General features: G+C 63.1%; 16 protein-coding genes. 12 read left to right on the top strand and 4 right to left on the bottom strand.

The genetic code is table 11. The features are described from left to right. Positions 1 to 55: 55 nt before the first annotated feature. The 7 genes from LLJ08_RS07555 (at position 56) to LLJ08_RS07585 (ending at position 5,939) form a co-directional block, all read left to right on the top strand. Positions 56 to 805, top strand: a complete 750-nt coding sequence (locus tag LLJ08_RS07555; RefSeq protein ID WP_228208595.1) for an electron transfer flavoprotein subunit beta/FixA family protein — start codon at positions 56 to 58, stop codon at positions 803 to 805. Then, a complete protein-coding gene (locus LLJ08_RS07560; protein ID WP_102832878.1) occupies positions 806 to 1,735 on the top strand; it encodes an electron transfer flavoprotein subunit alpha/FixB family protein in 930 nt (309 codons plus the stop codon). 126 nt (positions 1,736 to 1,861) lie between these two features. Continuing rightward, positions 1,862 to 2,686, top strand: coding sequence for a substrate-binding periplasmic protein (locus LLJ08_RS07565; protein WP_101274868.1), 825 nt, complete (start codon positions 1,862 to 1,864; stop codon positions 2,684 to 2,686). A gap of 8 nt (positions 2,687 to 2,694) precedes the next feature. Next, positions 2,695 to 3,051, top strand: coding sequence for a DUF4398 domain-containing protein (locus LLJ08_RS07570; protein ID WP_042922615.1), 357 nt, complete (start codon positions 2,695 to 2,697; stop codon positions 3,049 to 3,051). Then, on the top strand, positions 3,048 to 3,845 hold the full coding sequence (locus LLJ08_RS07575; protein WP_228208596.1) for an OmpA family protein: 798 nt from the start codon (positions 3,048 to 3,050) through the stop codon (positions 3,843 to 3,845). The genes LLJ08_RS07570 and LLJ08_RS07575 overlap by 4 nt, the downstream gene beginning before the upstream one ends. Before the next feature lie 110 nt (positions 3,846 to 3,955). Beyond that, positions 3,956 to 5,386, top strand: coding sequence for an aminotransferase-like domain-containing protein (locus tag LLJ08_RS07580; RefSeq protein WP_023446700.1), 1,431 nt, complete (start codon positions 3,956 to 3,958; stop codon positions 5,384 to 5,386). Between the two features lie 34 nt (positions 5,387 to 5,420). After that, positions 5,421 to 5,939 carry a superantigen-like protein SSL4 gene (locus LLJ08_RS07585; protein ID WP_023446699.1) on the top strand — a complete coding sequence of 173 codons (519 nt, stop codon included), beginning with the start codon at positions 5,421 to 5,423 and terminating at the stop codon, positions 5,937 to 5,939. 27 nt (positions 5,940 to 5,966) lie between these two features. Here LLJ08_RS07585 and LLJ08_RS07590 read toward each other — a convergent pair whose 3' ends face one another. Together LLJ08_RS07590 and LLJ08_RS07595 are read right to left on the bottom strand one after the other, a co-directional pair. Beyond that, positions 5,967 to 8,534, bottom strand: a complete 2,568-nt coding sequence (locus tag LLJ08_RS07590; protein ID WP_228208597.1) for a bifunctional diguanylate cyclase/phosphodiesterase — start codon at positions 8,532 to 8,534, stop codon at positions 5,967 to 5,969. A 122-nt stretch (positions 8,535 to 8,656) separates the two neighbouring features. Next, positions 8,657 to 8,824 (bottom strand): DUF2897 family protein, encoded by a 168-nt coding sequence (locus LLJ08_RS07595; RefSeq protein WP_014820873.1) that lies wholly within the window; start codon positions 8,822 to 8,824, stop codon positions 8,657 to 8,659. 166 nt (positions 8,825 to 8,990) lie between these two features. Between LLJ08_RS07595 and pyrF the strand changes: the two genes are divergently transcribed. Next, the gene (gene pyrF, locus LLJ08_RS07600; RefSeq protein WP_041014464.1) at positions 8,991 to 9,686 is read left to right on the top strand and encodes an orotidine-5'-phosphate decarboxylase; all 696 of its coding nucleotides are present in this window, start codon (positions 8,991 to 8,993) and stop codon (positions 9,684 to 9,686) included. A gap of 51 nt (positions 9,687 to 9,737) precedes the next feature. Here pyrF and LLJ08_RS07605 read toward each other — a convergent pair whose 3' ends face one another. After that, positions 9,738 to 10,742: an NADP-dependent oxidoreductase gene (locus tag LLJ08_RS07605; RefSeq protein ID WP_228208598.1), complete on the bottom strand. Its 1,005-nt coding sequence runs from the start codon at positions 10,740 to 10,742 to the stop codon at positions 9,738 to 9,740. Between the two features lie 217 nt (positions 10,743 to 10,959). On the opposite strand from LLJ08_RS07605, the gene LLJ08_RS07610 reads away from it, so the two are divergent. Then, positions 10,960 to 11,721: an SDR family oxidoreductase gene (locus LLJ08_RS07610; RefSeq protein ID WP_014820870.1), complete on the top strand. Its 762-nt coding sequence runs from the start codon at positions 10,960 to 10,962 to the stop codon at positions 11,719 to 11,721. A 46-nt stretch (positions 11,722 to 11,767) separates the two neighbouring features. Here LLJ08_RS07610 and LLJ08_RS07615 read toward each other — a convergent pair whose 3' ends face one another. Next, entirely contained in the window at positions 11,768 to 12,955 is a 1,188-nt protein-coding gene (locus tag LLJ08_RS07615; protein ID WP_228208599.1) for a benzoate/H(+) symporter BenE family transporter, read from the bottom strand. Between the two features lie 246 nt (positions 12,956 to 13,201). On the opposite strand from LLJ08_RS07615, the gene fliE reads away from it, so the two are divergent. Genes fliE through fliG form a run of 3 tightly spaced genes read left to right on the top strand, consistent with a single transcriptional unit; the run spans position 13,202 to position 16,335 of the window. Beyond that, positions 13,202 to 13,531: a flagellar hook-basal body complex protein FliE gene (fliE, locus tag LLJ08_RS07620; protein WP_003299599.1), complete on the top strand. Its 330-nt coding sequence runs from the start codon at positions 13,202 to 13,204 to the stop codon at positions 13,529 to 13,531. 13 nt (positions 13,532 to 13,544) lie between these two features. Beyond that, positions 13,545 to 15,326, top strand: a complete 1,782-nt coding sequence (gene fliF / locus LLJ08_RS07625; RefSeq protein ID WP_228208600.1) for a flagellar basal-body MS-ring/collar protein FliF — start codon at positions 13,545 to 13,547, stop codon at positions 15,324 to 15,326. Next, complete coding sequence (fliG, locus tag LLJ08_RS07630; RefSeq protein WP_042927003.1) at positions 15,319 to 16,335, top strand: flagellar motor switch protein FliG; 1,017 nt, start codon at positions 15,319 to 15,321, stop codon at positions 16,333 to 16,335. Before fliF ends, fliG begins: the two co-directional genes overlap by 8 nt. Positions 16,336 to 16,349: the final 14 nt, after the last annotated feature.

A 16,349-nucleotide genomic window follows, 5' to 3' on the forward strand; every position in this document is an offset into this window, starting at 1 on the left:
CAAGGCTCGGTTCGCCTCGGCGGAATTCTATTCACCGGAGAGTAACGAGGAATCCATGAAGGTTCTTGTAGCTGTCAAACGAGTGGTCGATTACAACGTCAAGGTTCGCGTCAAGGCGGACAATTCGGGCGTTGACCTCGCCAACGTCAAGATGTCGATGAACCCCTTCTGCGAAATTGCCGTGGAAGAAGCCGTACGCCTGAAAGAGAAGGGCGTGGCGAGCGAAATCGTTGTCGTCTCCATCGGTCCGGCCGCTGCTCAGGAGCAGCTGCGCACCGCGCTGGCGCTGGGCGCCGACCGCGCCGTGCTGGTCGAGTCCAACGACGAACTGAACTCCCTTGCGGTCGCCAAGCTGCTCAAGGCCGTGGTCGACAAGGAGCAGCCGCAGCTGGTCATTCTCGGCAAGCAGGCGATCGACAGCGACAACAACCAGACCGGGCAGATGCTCGGTGCACTGACTGGCTATGCCCAGGGCACCTTCGCCTCCAAGGTGGAAGTGGCTGGCGACAAGGTCAACGTGACCCGCGAAATCGACGGCGGCCTGCAGACCGTCGCGCTCAGCCTGCCGGCGATCGTCACCACCGACCTGCGTCTGAACGAGCCGCGCTACGCGTCGCTGCCGAACATCATGAAGGCCAAGAAGAAGCCGCTGGAGACGCTGACCCCGGATGCACTGGGCGTCACCACCACGTCTACCGTGAAGACCCTGAAAGTCGAAGCGCCGGCTGCTCGCAGCGCCGGTATCAAGGTCAAGTCCGTGGCTGAACTGGTCGAGAAACTGAAGAACGAGGCGAAGGTAATCTAAATGACTATCCTGGTTATCGCTGAACACAATAATGCCGTCCTCGCGGCCGCTACCCTGAACACCGTTGCCGCCGCGAAGGCCATCGGTGGCGACATCCACGTACTGGTAGCCGGCAGTGGCTGCGGTGCCATCGGTGAAGCAGCCGCGCAGATCGAAGGCGTGGCCAAGGTACTGGTCGCTGACGACGCGGCTTACGCCAATCAGCTGCCGGAAAACGTCGCGCCGCTGATCGCCGACCTGGCGAAGAACTACAGCCACGTGCTGGCTGCAGCGACCACCAACGGCAAGAACTTCCTGCCGCGCGTTGCTGCTCAACTGGATGTCGATCAGATCTCCGAGATCATCGCCGTTGAAAGCGCCGATACCTTCAAGCGCCCGATCTATGCCGGTAACGCCATCGCTACCGTGCAGTCCAGCGCTGCCATCAAGGTCATCACCGTGCGTGCCACCGGCTTCGATGCCGTGAATGCCACCGGCGGCTCGGCTGCGGTCGAGCAGATCTCAGGCGCTGGCGATGCCGGCAAGTCGGCTTTCGTTGGCGAAGAGCTGGCCAAGTCGGATCGTCCCGAGCTGACCGCTGCCAAGATCGTCGTTTCCGGCGGTCGTGGCATGCAGAATGGCGACAACTTCAAGCACCTGTACTCGCTGGCCGACAAGCTCGGCGCGGCTGTTGGTGCCTCCCGTGCCGCGGTCGATGCCGGTTTTGTACCCAACGACATGCAGGTCGGGCAGACCGGCAAGATCGTTGCACCGCAGCTGTACATCGCGGTGGGTATCTCCGGTGCCATCCAGCACTTGGCAGGCATGAAGGACTCCAAGGTGATCGTCGCGATCAACAAGGACGAGGAAGCCCCGATCTTCCAGGTCGCCGACTACGGCCTGGTGGGCGATCTGTTCGAGATCGTGCCGGAGCTGGAAAAGCTCGTCTGAAGCTGATCGCTGTTGAAGAAACCCGCTCATGTAGCGGGTTTTTTCATGGGCGATGGGCGGGTTCGCCGGTGTACCATCGGCGAACTTCGATCAGCATCAGTTAACTCGCGCAATAAGGGGATCTTCATGCGTTTCGCTTTTCCGTTGAAATTGGCCATGGTCGCGCTGGTGTTGGCAACGCCATTCACGGCAGCGGCAGCGGGGAAGTGCGACCGTCTGGTGGCGACTGGCGCAGCGGACAACCCTCCCTTTCTCTGGCGCGATCCGCAGAACCCCAAGCGTCTGATCGGGGCCAATGCGGACCTGCTCGGGCAGATCGCCGACTCGCTCGATCTGAAACTGGACCTGCTTTACACCGGTGACCGAACCAAAGCGCTCGAAGAGGTGCGCAGTGGTCGGGTCGACGTACTGGCCGATGCGACACTGACGGTGCAGCGACTCGAAGAACTGGATTTCGTCCACCCGGCCATCCTGCAATTGCAGACCGTCGCCTGGGTACGCAATGAGCCCGGCTTCTTCTATGCCAGCCGTGAAGATCTTGGAGGTCACGCCGGCTTGATCGTTGGCACCAGCCGCTTCGGTAGCGAGTTCGACGCCTTCGCGAAAAAACACCTGCAATTGCAGCCGGTCGCCGACCTCGCTCAGGGGCTGAAGCGGATCGTGGCGGGCAATGGCGACTACTTGCTGCATGAGCGGTACAGTGCAGTCGCGGCGGCTGATGCATTGGGGCTGCTGGACAAGGTGCAGCGTCTCGAACCTCCAGTGGTAGGCCGGGATATGCACCTGGCCATTTCGCACGACTCGGCCTGCAATGATCCCTGGCTGCGCGGACAACTGGCGCGGAAGATGACAGAATTGCGCGCCGCCGGTGTACCTGAGCAACTGGTGGCGCACAACCTGACCGTCTGGAAGAACCAGCAGTCAGAGCGGGCAAAGGCTTCGAAAAAGTAGGACTCGCCGTGTTGAAAAGACTTTTCGCCAGCCCATTTCTGGTCCTGGTTTTCCTGACTGGCTGTGCCAGTGATCCCGCCCCGACAGAACAACTGCGCCTGAGCTCGCAGGCCGTGGCGCAGGCACGCTCCGTAGGCGCAACCGATGCGTACGAGGAGCTTGTGCTGGCCGAAAGCAAGTTGAGCAAGGCCCAGGAGGCACTCGAGGCAGGCGATAATCGCAAAGCCCGGCTGCTGGGCGAGCAAGCGGAGCTGGATGCTCGTCTGGCGGAGAGCAGGGTTCTGAAGGACAAGCGCGAGGCGCAGATCGACGATCTGAATCGTCGCATTCAGCGGCTACGGCAGTTGCTGGGGGAGGCCAGGTGAGAAGGGGATTTGCGATAGCCCTGGCTGGGCTGATACTGGCTGGTTGCTCGACGCCGCAGACCGAGCTCGAATTGAACCGCGCATCTGCGGCGCTGCAACGCATTCAGGCAGACAGTATGGTCCAGCGCAGCGCGCCGAAAGATGTTCAGCGTGCGCTCGAGACGCAGCAACGCGCCGAGCGTTTCAACCAGTACTGGGGGGGCGCCGCCGACGCCCGGCATTACGCCTACCTGAGTCAGCGTTACAGCGAAATCGCCGCGAGGCAGGGTGAGCTTCTGCAGCATCAGGAACAGGTCGCGCGCCTGGAGATGGAGCGCGACCGGTTGCGGCGCATGCTGCAGGACGCCAGGTTGATGACCGCTGAGCAACAGGGTCGCTGGCTGGAAGACCAGATGATGAGCCTGGCTGCCAGCGAAACCGATCGCGGCATGGTCATGACGCTTGGCGACGTGCTGTTTCGTGCCGGCAGTGCCGAGCTCAGCCACACGGCCAATCGCACCCTGCTCAAGCTGGTGCATTTCCTCCAGCTCAATCCGCAGCGCAAGATTCGCATCGAGGGGTATAGCGACAGCCGCGGCGATGCCCAGGAGAATCTCGCGCTGTCGCAGGCGCGGGCGCAAACGGTGGCGGATCTGTTGATCAATCTTGGCGTCGCTGCCGAGCGGGTAGAGGTGCGCGGCTATGGTGAGCGCTTTCCGTTGGCCGAGAACGCCTCGGCCCGCGGTCGCGCGCAGAACCGTCGCGTTGAGATCCTGTTCTCCGACGCGGAAGGCAATCTCGGTCCCGACCGTTAGTCGCGCGGCCATCTGAGCAGACTGTTTCGCCTAGACGTGACCTAACTGTATTGGTCTGGGTCTCCAGCAGTGCGCTACTGTTACGGTTCAGTTGGCAGGAGACCGGCGAGATGACCAATCTGTTGCTCTATCAGCGCATTGCCCAGCAGCTTGCCGAAGATATTCGGCGCGGCGTATATCGCCCCGGTGAGCGCGTGCCGTCGGTACGCAAGATGAGCCGACAGCTGAGTGTCAGCCACGCCACGGTGTTGCAGGCGTACGCCAATCTCGAAGATCAGGGCATGATCCGTGCGCGCCCGCAGTCCGGCTTCTACGTCCACCAGACGCCCGTACTCACTGCGCCGACGCCGGATATTGCCCAGGTCGAGCGGCCGAAACTGGTCACCCGCAGCAGCATCATCAATCAGGTGCTCAGCGAGTCGCGCCGCGAGGGGCTGATTCCGCTGGGGGCGGCCGTGCCGCATGTGGATTACCTGCCGGTGCGGGCGTTGCACCAGCAGTTGGCCAAGGTCACGCGGTTTCACAGCCCGCGGGCATTCAGCTACATGTTCAGTCCGGGCTACGAGCCGCTGCGCCGCCAGGTGGCGATTCGCATGCGCGATGCCGGTGTGGTGGTGGATTCGAGCGAGATCGTCATCACCCACGGCTGCGTCGACGCGCTGCAGATGTCACTGCGGGTCCTGACCAAGCCGGGCGATCTCATCGCCGCCGAGTCGCCGACCTATTACGGCTTGCTGCAACTGGCCGATCTGCTCGGTCTGAAGGTCATCGAGATCCCCAGCGACCCGGATACCGGAATGAGCCTTGAGGCGCTGCAGCTTGCAGCAGGGCAGTGGCCGATCAAGGCGTTGGTGCTGACCGCACGCCTGAGCAATCCGCTGGGCGTGAGCATGCCTGACCACCGCCAGAAGCAGCTGCTGAGCCTGGCGGCACGTTTCGACATCCAGATCGTCGAGGACGATATCTATGGCGAACTGATGTTCGACCAGGGCCAGTACAAGGCGCTCAAGTCCAATGATCGGGACGGACGTGTCATCTACTGTTCCAGCTTTTCCAAGACGCTTTCGCCGGGGGTGCGGATCGGTTGGGTCATCGCCGGGCGCCATCAGGCCGAGATCGAGCGCCTGCAGACCTTCAGCACCCATTCGGCGTGCAGCGTCACTCAGATGGGTGTGGCGGCTTATCTGGAGAACGGGGGGTACGATCGACACCTGCGTGCCATCCGCCAGGAGTACCGCAAGAATCTCAGCGCGTTTCAGCTGGCGGTACAGCGCTACTTCCCGGAAGGCACACAGATGACGCGCCCCAAGGGCAACTTCATTCTCTGGGTCAGCTTGCCGGTGCGGGTCAATACCCAGGACCTGCATGTCAGGGCGCTGGAGCGGGGCATCAGCATCGCGCCGGGACTCATCTTCAGCAACACTGAACAATTCAACCACTGCATTCGTCTCAACTGTGGACTCCCCTGGAATAACGAGACCGAGCGGGCGCTGCGGACACTCGGGCAGCTGGCTTCGGAACTGTGTCGGGATGCCAAGTAGCGCCCCAAACCTGCCGCTGTAAGGAGCGTTTCGGATGCGAAGGCCGCTGTTGTTATTGCTGTCGTTGGCCTTGCTGGGCGGGTGCGGGGACGACGAATCGACCTCATCGCGTGCGCCCGCGCCGGAGCAGCACTCGGAACCCGGGAATATCGTCGAGCAGGAAGAGGTGCCGCCGGATCTCGATATCGAGCTGGCGCCGATCGAAGAAACCTCCGATGCCGAGCCGCCGGAAGTGGAGATCAGCCTGCCCGAACCCGTTCCCGAGGACGAGGCACCTGACCCGGCGCCGCAGCCCTCGACGGCCAAGCGCTCCACGCCGCCGCCAGCGAAGGTCGAACTGCCCGAGCCTGAACTCGATCTGCGCTTGCCCGAGGAACTGGTCGAGGAGCTGGCGCCAGGGCCGGGTGATGAATCGATGCGTCTGCTGCCGCCGCTTTTCGAGGGTGGCGGGCCGTCGCGATCGATGCAGATCGGCGGCCGGCTGATTTCCGGCGAGGCAGAAGACGAGGAGCTCATCGAGGGCGCGGAGATTCGCCTCGAATTCAAGCGCTGAGGTGCATGTGTTCCCCGGCCCTGCGCTTTAGTCCCTGGCTGGTAGCTGCGAAAGCAGCCGCTGCAGTTCATCGGCCGGCATCGGGTGGCTCATGTGGAAGCCTTGCACCTCGGTGCAGCCGTCGTCTTTCAGCAGCCGCAGCTGTTCCTCGGTTTCCACGCCCTCGGCCGTCACGCGCATCTGCAGGCCGCGGCCCAGTTCGATCAAGGCGCGTACGATCGAATGATCTTCCATCGACTGCCCGATACCGGCGACGAAGCTGTTGTCGATCTTTATCACATCGAAGGGGTAGTGGCGCAGGCTGGTCAGCGACGAGTAGCCCGTGCCGAAGTCATCTACGGCCAGGTGTACGCCGAGCGCCTTGATCCGCTTGAGCTGGTCCAGCGTGCCCTGCGTTTCCCGTAGCAGTGCACTCTCGGTAACCTCCAGCTCCAGCCGCTCCCCTGGCAGGCCGTTCTCGCCGAGCGCATGGGCTATCTCATCGAGCAGCCGATCATCATGCAGCTGCAATGGCGAGAGGTTGACCGAGACGACCGTACCGGCGGGCCAGCGGGTCGCCTGGCTGCAGGCCTGATGCAGTACCCAGCGCCCGAGTGGAATGATCAGTCCGGTTTCTTCGGCCAGTGGAATGAACTGCTCTGGCAGTAGCAGCCCGCGCTCGGGGTGATTCCAGCGCACCAGCGCCTCGGCGCCGATGATCTGCATGCCCTGGCTCAGGTAGCGCGGCTGGTAGTAGACCTCCAACTGCTGCTCGGCAATCGCGATGCGCAGTGCCTCTTCGCGCTGGAGCCGCTCGTGCAGCCGCTGATCCATCTCGCGGCCATAGGCACGCCAGGTTCCCCGGCCTGCATCCTTTGCCTGGTAGAGCGCAATGTCGGCGCAACGCAGCAGTTCGTTGGCCTGGTTGGCATCGTCGGGCGCCAGGGCTACGCCGATGCTGGCGCCGATATTGATCTGCTGGTCCTCGTAGACGAAGGGCGCGCTGAGTGCCTCGATGATGCGGTTGCAGAGACGGTCGATATCGGTGTCTTCGCTCATCCGGTGGAGCGCGACGACGAACTCGTCACCACCCAGCCGCGCCACGAGGTCGCCGTCGCGGGTGTGTTGGCGCAGGCGGGATGCCACGCCGATCAGTACTTCGTCGCCAGCGGCGTGACCGAGGGTGTCATTCACTGGTTTGAAGCGGTCCAGGTCGACGTAGAGCAGTGTCAGCGCCGAGCCGCTACGAAGCGCCGCCAGATTCTGCTCTAGGTAGTCGCGCAGCCGGCTGCGGTTGGGCAGGCCGGTCAGGGCATCGTGCTGAGAGAGGTACTGAACGCGAGCCTGCGCCTTGGTTTCCTCGGTGATGTCGCTGGCGGTGCCGCGATAGCCGACCAGCTTGTCGTCCTGATGGATGGCGCGGGCAGCCAGCCGGCAGAAACGCTCGCAGCCATCGGCGGCACGATAGCTGCTGCGCAGTGGTGCGACCTGTGGTGCCTGGAGCCAGTTCTGCAGCGCGGCACTGTCGCTGATCAACAGTTCCAGCAACGGGCGGCCCAGCCACTGGCTGGATTCGTGTCCGGTGATCTGGCGAAAGCGATTGGAAAGGAAGGTCAGCCGAGCTTGCGCGTCGGTTTCCCAGATCCAATCGGAAGCGGCCTCGGCGACATCGCGAAACCGCTCCTCGCTTTCCGCCAGCGCGCTGCGACTGGCGGCCAGCCTTGCATAGCTGATGTCGAGCAAGTGCAGGCTGCGCAAGGCATGGCGAATGAGCAACCAGGCGAGCAGCCCCAGCCCCAGGGCCACGACCGCGAGGATTGGCAGGGTAACCCACAGCAGCAGGCGCCCCGGCTGCGCCGGCGTCCAGGTGAGCTGGATGGTCGAGCCATCCTCCAGCGGTCGCTCGATGCGCGGATCATCGGTTGGCGTTGAGTCTGGAGCCAGGCGCAGATCCTCGATCGCATACTGCTCACCGATCTCCGCCAGCCGCTCGGCGTCCAGCAGGTCGACGAACAACAGAATCGACGCCGGCCCTTCGTCCTCTTCGATATCCGTACCACCGGTGGTCAGCGCGGCTGCGGCGACCAGCGCCGGCTGACCGTCAGCCCAGAGCAGGGCAGAGACGCCCGATTCCTCCTCGACAGCTTCCCGGGCCCGCGCCAGCAGTTGCGGTAAACCGTGCTGGAGAAACTCGGAACCGTCGATTGTCTGGAGTTCGCCGCGAACTACGGAATAGGCCGTATCGCCTGCCGGAGAGATGATCAGCACCACCTCGTAGTCGAAGTCCTTGTACAAGGATGGACCGAGATTGGCCTGGGTATAAGCCCAGTCGAGGTCGACCTGCCTGTTGAGATGCGCGTAGGCATCGCCCCAGAACGCATAGTCGACGATGGAGCGGTTCATCCAGTCGTGCTGTGCCTGCAGCGCCTTGCCTACGAGGAAGTGGCTTTGCTGCAATGCATCCTGATCGATTTTCCGGGCAATGTGGATGAGTGCGGCAGCGGCCACAATGAGGGCGATGACCAGTAGGGCGACCATGCCAGGAAGAATGCGGCGAGCGAAAATCGATCTGGCCTTCGGTTTTACCGGGCCATCGTCGGGAAGGAGAGTTTGCATGAGGGGATTCCTGCCAGCACTGCATTGGATCGCGGCAATGGCGGCATGGTGCCACTACCGCTCGGCAAAATCATCGTAAATTGCGCGGACCACTGGTTTGAGCGACTGCGCTCTATCGACTTTTAGCGGTCGCGGGAGTCCTGTGCGTCCGCCTCGGCATTGCGTTGAGCGATGCGTTTTTTCTGTTCTTCGGTCAGGGGAATCTTCTTTGCCGTCGAGCGCAGCATCAGCAGGCTACCGACGATCGAGCCCAGCGCGACGAGCAGAATAAGCCAGAAATACCAGGGCATGTTTTTCCTCCGGGCGGTTGGGCGGCAGTGACGAGCCGCACTCTACGTGGCTGCGTCAGGGTGGTCACTATCGGCGTTGCGATAGCTATTCTGACCCCGCAGGGAGGCTTTCGTCGCGCGTGGTGTTTTCTGCGACAATGCGCGCCGACTTTTCCGAGGACGTGTCATGACCTGCCAGACTCCGATTATCGTAGCGCTCGATTTCCCCTCCCGCGATGCTGCTTTGGCATTGGCGCGCCAGCTCGATCCGCGGCTTTGCCGGGTCAAGGTCGGCAAGGAGCTGTTCACGCGTTGCGGTCCGGCGGTGGTCGAGGCATTGCAGGGAATGGGCTTCGAGGTGTTTCTCGACCTCAAGTTTCACGATATTCCCAACACCACCGCGATGGCGGTGAAGGCCGCTGCCGAGCTGGGCGTGTGGATGGTCAACGTGCACTGCTCCGGCGGTCTGCGGATGATGGCGGCCTGTCGTGACACGCTTTCTGGTATGGCCGGACCCACGCCGCTGCTGATTGGTGTCACCGTGCTGACCAGCATGGAGCAGGACGATCTCGCTGGCATCGGGCTGGATATCGCACCGCAGGAACAGGTGTTGCGGCTGGCCGGGCTGGCTGCGCAGGCTGGGCTGGATGGACTGGTCTGTTCGGCGCAGGAGGCAGTGCCGCTCAAGGCGCAGTTCCCGGCGCTACAGCTGGTCACACCGGGTATTCGTCCGGCCGGCAGTGCGCAGGACGATCAGCGCCGCATCCTGACTCCGGCCCAGGCCATGGCTGCAGGCTCCGATTATCTGGTGATCGGCCGGCCGATCGCGCAGGCAGCCGATCCGGCGCAAGCGCTGGCAGCCGTGGTGGCCGAGCTGGCATGACGAAAAAAGGCTGGGCCTCACGGCTCAGCCTTTTTCGCAGCGGGCAGTTGCTCAGCTGACCTTGAGCACCAGCTTGCCGAAGTTGCCGCCGGTGAACAGCTTCATCAGCGTGTCCGGGAAGGTCTGCAGTCCCTCGATGATGTCTTCCTTGCTCTTGAGCTGGCCGCTCGCGAGCCATTCGGCCATGTCGCGCATCGCCTCGGGATAGCGCGTGACATAGTCGGTCACCACCATACCTTCCATGCGCGCGCGATTGACCAGCAGCGACAGGTAGTTGGACGGGCCCTTCACCGCTTCCTTGTTGTTGTACTGGCTGATGGCCCCGCAGATCACCACGCGAGCGCCGACGCTGATGCGCTGCAGCACCATATCCAGGATGTCGCCGCCGACGTTGTCGAAGAACACGTCCACGCCTTTCGGGCATTCACGCTTCAAGCCCGCTGCCAGGTCTTCATTCTTGTAATCGATGGCGCCGTCGAAACCGAGTTTCTCGGTCAGGAAGCGGCACTTGTCCGCGCCGCCGGCAATACCCACCACACGACACCCCTTGATCTTGGCGATCTGCCCGGCAACGCTGCCGACCGCACCGGCGGCGCCGGAGATCACCACGGTCTCGCCGGCCTTGGGCTGGCCAACCGCAAGCAGCGCGAAGTAGGCGGTCATGCCGGTCATGCCCAGCGCGGACAGGTAACGCGGCAGCGGAGCCTGTTGCGGGTCGACCTTGTAGAAACCCTTCGGCTCGCCGAGGTAGTACGCCTGCACGCCCAGCGCACCGTTTACATAGTCGCCTTCCTTGTAGTCAGGATGCTGCGAGGCGATCACCTTGCCGACACCGAGGGCGCGCATCACTTCGCCGATGCCCACCGGTGGAATGTAGGACTTGGCATCGTTCATCCAGCCGCGCATGGCCGGGTCGATGGACAGGTATTCGACCTTGACCAGAATCTGATTGGGGCCAGGCTCGCTCACCGGCTTCTCGACGTAGTCGAAGGTCTCCCGGGTCGGCGCACCGATCGGCCGCTGGGCTAGCAGGAATTGCTGGTTGAGCAGGGTCATGGAATAAGCCTCGTGTTTGCGAAAGGTTTGGTTTAGCCCGGCCAGCGCCGCGCCGCAAGCTACGTCAGCAGGCTGGAATGAACGGGCATCCAGTTCGGTGATATGACCGTGCCGGCAGTTAAATGCGCGAGCGCATAGCGGTATAAGTTCGACCGGGAGGCCTTGTGCGGTCATTTTGCGGGCGCAAGGTGAGTCGAATTCTTCGGGAAGAACAATCATGAGCATGACATTCTCCGGGCAGGTTGCCCTGGTTACCGGCGCAGCAGCAGGAATCGGTCGCGCCACCGCGCAGGCGTTCGCCGAGCAGGGCCTCAAGGTGGTGCTGGCCGACATTGACGAAGCGGGCATCCGCGATGGCGCAGAAAGCATTCGTGCTGCTGGCGGCCAGGCGATCGCCGTGCGCTGCGACGTGACGCGCGATGCGGAGGTCAAGGCGCTCATCGAGCAGACGTTGGCGCAGTACGGGCGGCTCGATTACGCCTTCAACAATGCCGGCATCGAGATCGAGCAGGGACGCCTGGCCGAAGGCAGCGAGGCGGAGTTCGACGCGATCATGGGCGTCAACGTCAAGGGCGTCTGGCTGTGCATGAAGCACCAGCTGCCGGTCATGCTGGCGCAGGGTGGTGGCGCCATCGTCAACACCGCGTCCGTTGCGGGTCTCGGTGCCGCGCCGAAGATGAGTATCTACGCGGCATCCAAGCATGCGGTGATCGGCCTGACCAAGTCGGCAGCGATCGAGTACGCCAAGAAGCAGATTCGCGTGAATGCGGTATGCCCGGCGGTGATCGACACCGACATGTTCCGCCGTGCCTACGAGGCCGACCCGCGCAAGGCGGAGTTCGCTGCGGCCATGCACCCAGTCGGGCGCATCGGCAAGGTCGAAGAGATTGCCGCCGCGGTGCTGTACCTGTGCAGCGACAGCGCCGCCTTCACTACCGGTCATGCGCTGGCGGTAGATGGCGGGGCGACGGCGATCTGACGGCGCGCCCGGCGCTGTCTGGCCGGGCACCCCTTTTCAGCGCCGCTCAGTTACGGCGGCGCAGAATCAGCAAGGTGATTACACCTGCGATCAATCCCCACAGCGCTGCGCCGATGCCGAACAGCGTCAGCCCCGACGCGGTGACCATGAAGGTAATCAGCGCTGCCTCTCGCTCGTCGGGCTGTTGCATCGCCTGGGTCAGCCCCGAGCCGATCGAGCCGAGCAATGCCAGCGCGGCGACGGACAACACCAGTGCCGCCGGGAAGGCGGCGAACAGCGCGGCCAGGGTTGCGCCAAAGATGCCGGCAATGCCGTAGAACACCCCGCACCAGGCAGCTGCGGTATAGCGTTTTTGCGGGTCGGGATGAGCTTCTGGGCCTGCGCAGATGGCCATGGTGATCGCCGCCAGATGAATGCCGTGGGAGCCGAACGGCGCCAGCAGTACCGAAGCGATGCCGGTGGTGGAGATCAGTGGCGAAGCCGGCACCTGATACCCCTCGGCACGCAGCACGGCCAGGCCTGGCATGTTCTGCGAAGCCATGGCGATGACGAACAGCGGGATGCCGATACTGAAGATCGCCGCGAGGGAAAACGCCGGTGTGGTCCACACCGGCACCGCGACCTGCAGGCTGAAGCGCTGGAAGTCCAGCAGGCCGGAAATACCGGCGATCAGGCAGCCGACCAGCAGCGCAGCGAGCACGGCGTAGCGGGGCTGCATTCGCTTGGCCAGCAGGTAGCTGAAGAACATGCCGAGCACCAGCACCGGCTGAACCTCGACGGCACGGAAAATCTCGCTTCCGATATTGAACAGCACGCCCGCCAGCAGCGCGGCAGCCAGCGATGCCGGTACTCGTCGCATCAGCCGATCGAAGCTTCCAGTCAGGCCGCACAGGGCAATCAGCGCCGAGGCGAAGATGAAGGCGCCGATGGCTTCGGCGTACGGCACGCCGGGCAGACTGGTGATCAACAGGGCCGCGCCGGGCGTCGACCAGGCAACCACCACCGGCGTGCGATAGCGCAGCGAAAGGCCGATGCTGCAGATCGCCATGCCGATCGACAGTGCCCAGATCCACGAAGAGATCTGCGCCGTGCTCAGGCCTGCTGCCTGGCCGGCCTGGAACATCAGCACCAGCGAGCTGGTATAGCCGGTGAGCATGGCGATGAAGCCGGCGACGACGGTCGAAGGCGAGCTATCACAGAGGGGACGCAGGGCGGTACGGCTTATTTCGTTCATTGCTGATTTCTACTTGTGCAAGGTATGACGTCGCGCGGCTGCGGCAGCCTATCGTACAAAGCCTATTGGCCGTGGTCGGGTAGCGTCGCGGTACAGCCGCCCGCGTATTGGACGTAACAGTTGCGACGGGCGTAAGTGCAGGTCATCGCCGCGCCTGGCCGCTGGTATTCGATCTGGCACCCTTGTTGCTATCTAGTCTTTGCCTGCCGCGATGCGTCAAAAAAACCGCGGCTGTTGGAGGGTTAGATGAGTCAGGGTGTTCAATTCAATCGCTTGATGCTGGAAATGCGGGCCATGCAGACCGATGCAATGGCGCGCGCCAAGCCGGAGGTCAAGACCCAGGAGGTCGGCGCTCCGAGCTTCTCCGACATGCTTGGCCAGGCGGTGAATAAAGTGCACGAAACCCAGCAGGTTTCGAGCCAGCTGTCATCTGCCTTCGAGATGGGGCAGGGCGGTGTCGACCTGACCGAAGTGATGATCGCCTCCCAGAAGGCCAGCGTTTCCTTTCAAGCCATGACCCAGGTGCGCAACAAACTGGTTCAGGCTTATCAAGACATCATGCAGATGCCGGTGTGAGGCGGATTGAATCATGGCTGAAGCGGTGAACGTTCCGGTGCCGGCTACTCCCGAGGGTGTCAAGAAGCCCCTGCTGGGCTTGTCCTTTCTGGAAAACCTTTCGGATATGTCCATGCTGCGGCAGGTCGGCCTGTTGGTCGGGCTGGCGGCCAGCGTGGCGATCGGTTTTGCCGTGGTGCTCTGGTCGCAGCAGCCCGATTACCGCCCGCTGCTCGGCAGCCTGGCGGGGATGGATGCCAATCAGGTGATGGAAACCCTCGCCGCTGCGGATATCGCCTATACCGTCGAACCGAACTCCGGCGCCCTGCTGGTCAAGGCGGATGATCTTGCTCGCGCACGTCTCAAGCTCGCCGGTGCGGGTATCGCGCCGGCCGACAGCAACATCGGTTTCGAAATCCTCGACAAGGAACAGGGGCTGGGTACCAGCCAGTTCATGGAGGCGACCCGTTATCGCCGTGGTCTCGAGGGCGAACTGGGCCGCACCATTTCCAGCCTGAACAACGTCAAGGGCGCCCGTGTGCACCTGGCGATCCCGAAGAGCTCGGTGTTCGTTCGCGACGAGCGCAAGCCCAGTGCCTCGGTACTGGTAGAGCTTTACCCGGGCCGCGCGCTGGAGCCGAGCCAGGTGATGGCGATCATCAACCTCGTCGCCACCAGCGTGCCGGAACTGGGCAAATCGCAGATCACCGTGGTGGATCAGAAGGGCAACCTGCTGTCCGATCAGCAGGAGCTGACCGAGCTGAGCATGGCCGGCAAGCAGTTCGACTACAGCCGCCGCATGGAAGGCCTCTACACCCAGCGCGTGCACAATATTCTGCAGCCAGTGCTGGGCAGCGGCCGCTACAAGGCCGAAGTCTCCGCGGACGTGGATTTCAGCGCCGTCGAATCCACCTCGGAAACCTTCAACCCCGATCAGCCGGCGTTGCGCAGCGAACAGAGCGTCAATGAGCAGCGCCAGAGCAGCCTGCCGCCGCAAGGTGTGCCGGGCGCCCTGAGCAATCAGCCTCCTGGCCCGGCGGCCGCGCCCGAGCAGGCCAATCAGGCCGCAGCCGCTGCGGGTGCCGTGGCTCCTGGTCAGCCTCTGCTCGATGCCAATGGTCAGCAGGTCATGGATCCCGTGACCGGTCAGCCGATGCTCGCGCCTTATCCGGCCGACAAGCGTGAGCAGGCTACGCGCAACTACGAACTCGATCGCTCGATCAGCTATACCAAGCAGCAGCAGGGTCGCCTGCGCCGGCTCTCGGTGGCAGTAGTGGTCGACGATCAGATGACGCTCAATGCGGCCGGCGAGATGGTTCGCGTACCGTGGAACGCCGATGATCTGGCGCGCTTCACCCGGCTGGTGCAAGACGCGGTGGGTTTCGATGCCAGCCGCGGCGACAGCGTCAGCGTGATCAACACCGCGTTCGTCGCCGACAGCGCCGGTGAGACCTTCGAAGAAATACCGTTCTACTCGCAACCGTGGTTCTGGGATGTGGTCAAGCAGGTCCTCGGCGTGCTGTTCATCCTGGTGCTGGTGTTCGGTGTGCTGCGTCCGGTGCTCAAGAGCCTCACCAATCCGTCCAGCGGCAAGGAGCTGCAGGTTGCCAGCGGTCCGGGCGAACTGGGTGACGATGATGGACTGGATTCCGGCCTGGCCAGCGACCGGGTCAGTCTGAGCGGCCCGCAGAACATTCTGCTGCCGAGCCCCAGCGAGGGATATGAAGCCCAGCTGAACGCGATCAAGAACCTTGTGGCCGATGACCCGGGACGGGTAGCCCAGGTGGTGAAAGAGTGGATCAACGCCGATGAATGACAATCGAGTTCAAGCCAAGCTCAACAAGGTCGACAAGGCCGCCATCCTGTTGCTCTCGCTGGGTGAAACCGACGCTGCGCAGGTCCTGCGTCACCTCGGTCCGAAAGAGGTGCAGCGCGTCGGTACTGCCATGGCGCAGATGCGCAACGTGCAGAAGGCACAGATCGAACAGGTAATGAGCGAGTTCGTCGAGATCGTCGGCGACCAGACCAGCCTCGGCGTCGGCTCCGACGGTTACATCCGCAAGATGCTTACCCAGGCGCTCGGCGAGGACAAGGCCGGCGGCCTGATCGACCGCATCCTGCTGGGCGGCAACACCAGCGGTCTGGACAGCCTGAAATGGATGGAGCCGCGTGCGGTGGCGGATGTGATCCGCTACGAGCACCCGCAGATCCAGGCCATCGTGGTGGCCTATCTCGACCCGGACCAGGCTGGCGAGGTGCTCTCGCATTTCGACCACAAGGTGCGCCTGGACATCGTCCTGCGCGTGTCCTCGCTCAACACCGTGCAGCCGGCTGCGCTGAAAGAGCTGAACCTGATCCTGGAAAAGCAGTTCTCCGGCAGCACCAACACCACCCGCGCCAGCCTGGGCGGCGTAAAGCGCGCGGCGGACATCATGAACTACCTGGACAGCTCCATCGAAGGCCAGCTGATGGATGCCATCCGCGATGTGGACGAGGACCTGTCGAGCCAGATCGAAGACCTGATGTTTGTCTTCGACAACCTCGCCGAAGTCGACGACCGCGGCATTCAGGTGCTGCTGCGTGAGGTATCCTCCGACGTGCTGGTGATGGCGCTCAAGGGTGCCGACGACGGCATCAAGGAAAAGGTCTTCAAGAACATGTCCAAGCGCGCCGGCGAGCTGCTGCGTGACGACCTGGAGGCGAAGGGCCCGGTGCGCGTCAGCGATGTCGAGAATGCGCAGAAGGAAATCCTTACCATTGCTCGCCGCATGGCCGAGGCCGGTGAAATCGTCTTGGGTTCCAAGGGCGGCGAAGAGATGATCTAACCAGGTACGAATTC

The organism is Stutzerimonas chloritidismutans (genome assembly GCF_020783375.1).
Classification (GTDB): domain Bacteria; phylum Pseudomonadota; class Gammaproteobacteria; order Pseudomonadales; family Pseudomonadaceae; genus Stutzerimonas; species Stutzerimonas kunmingensis.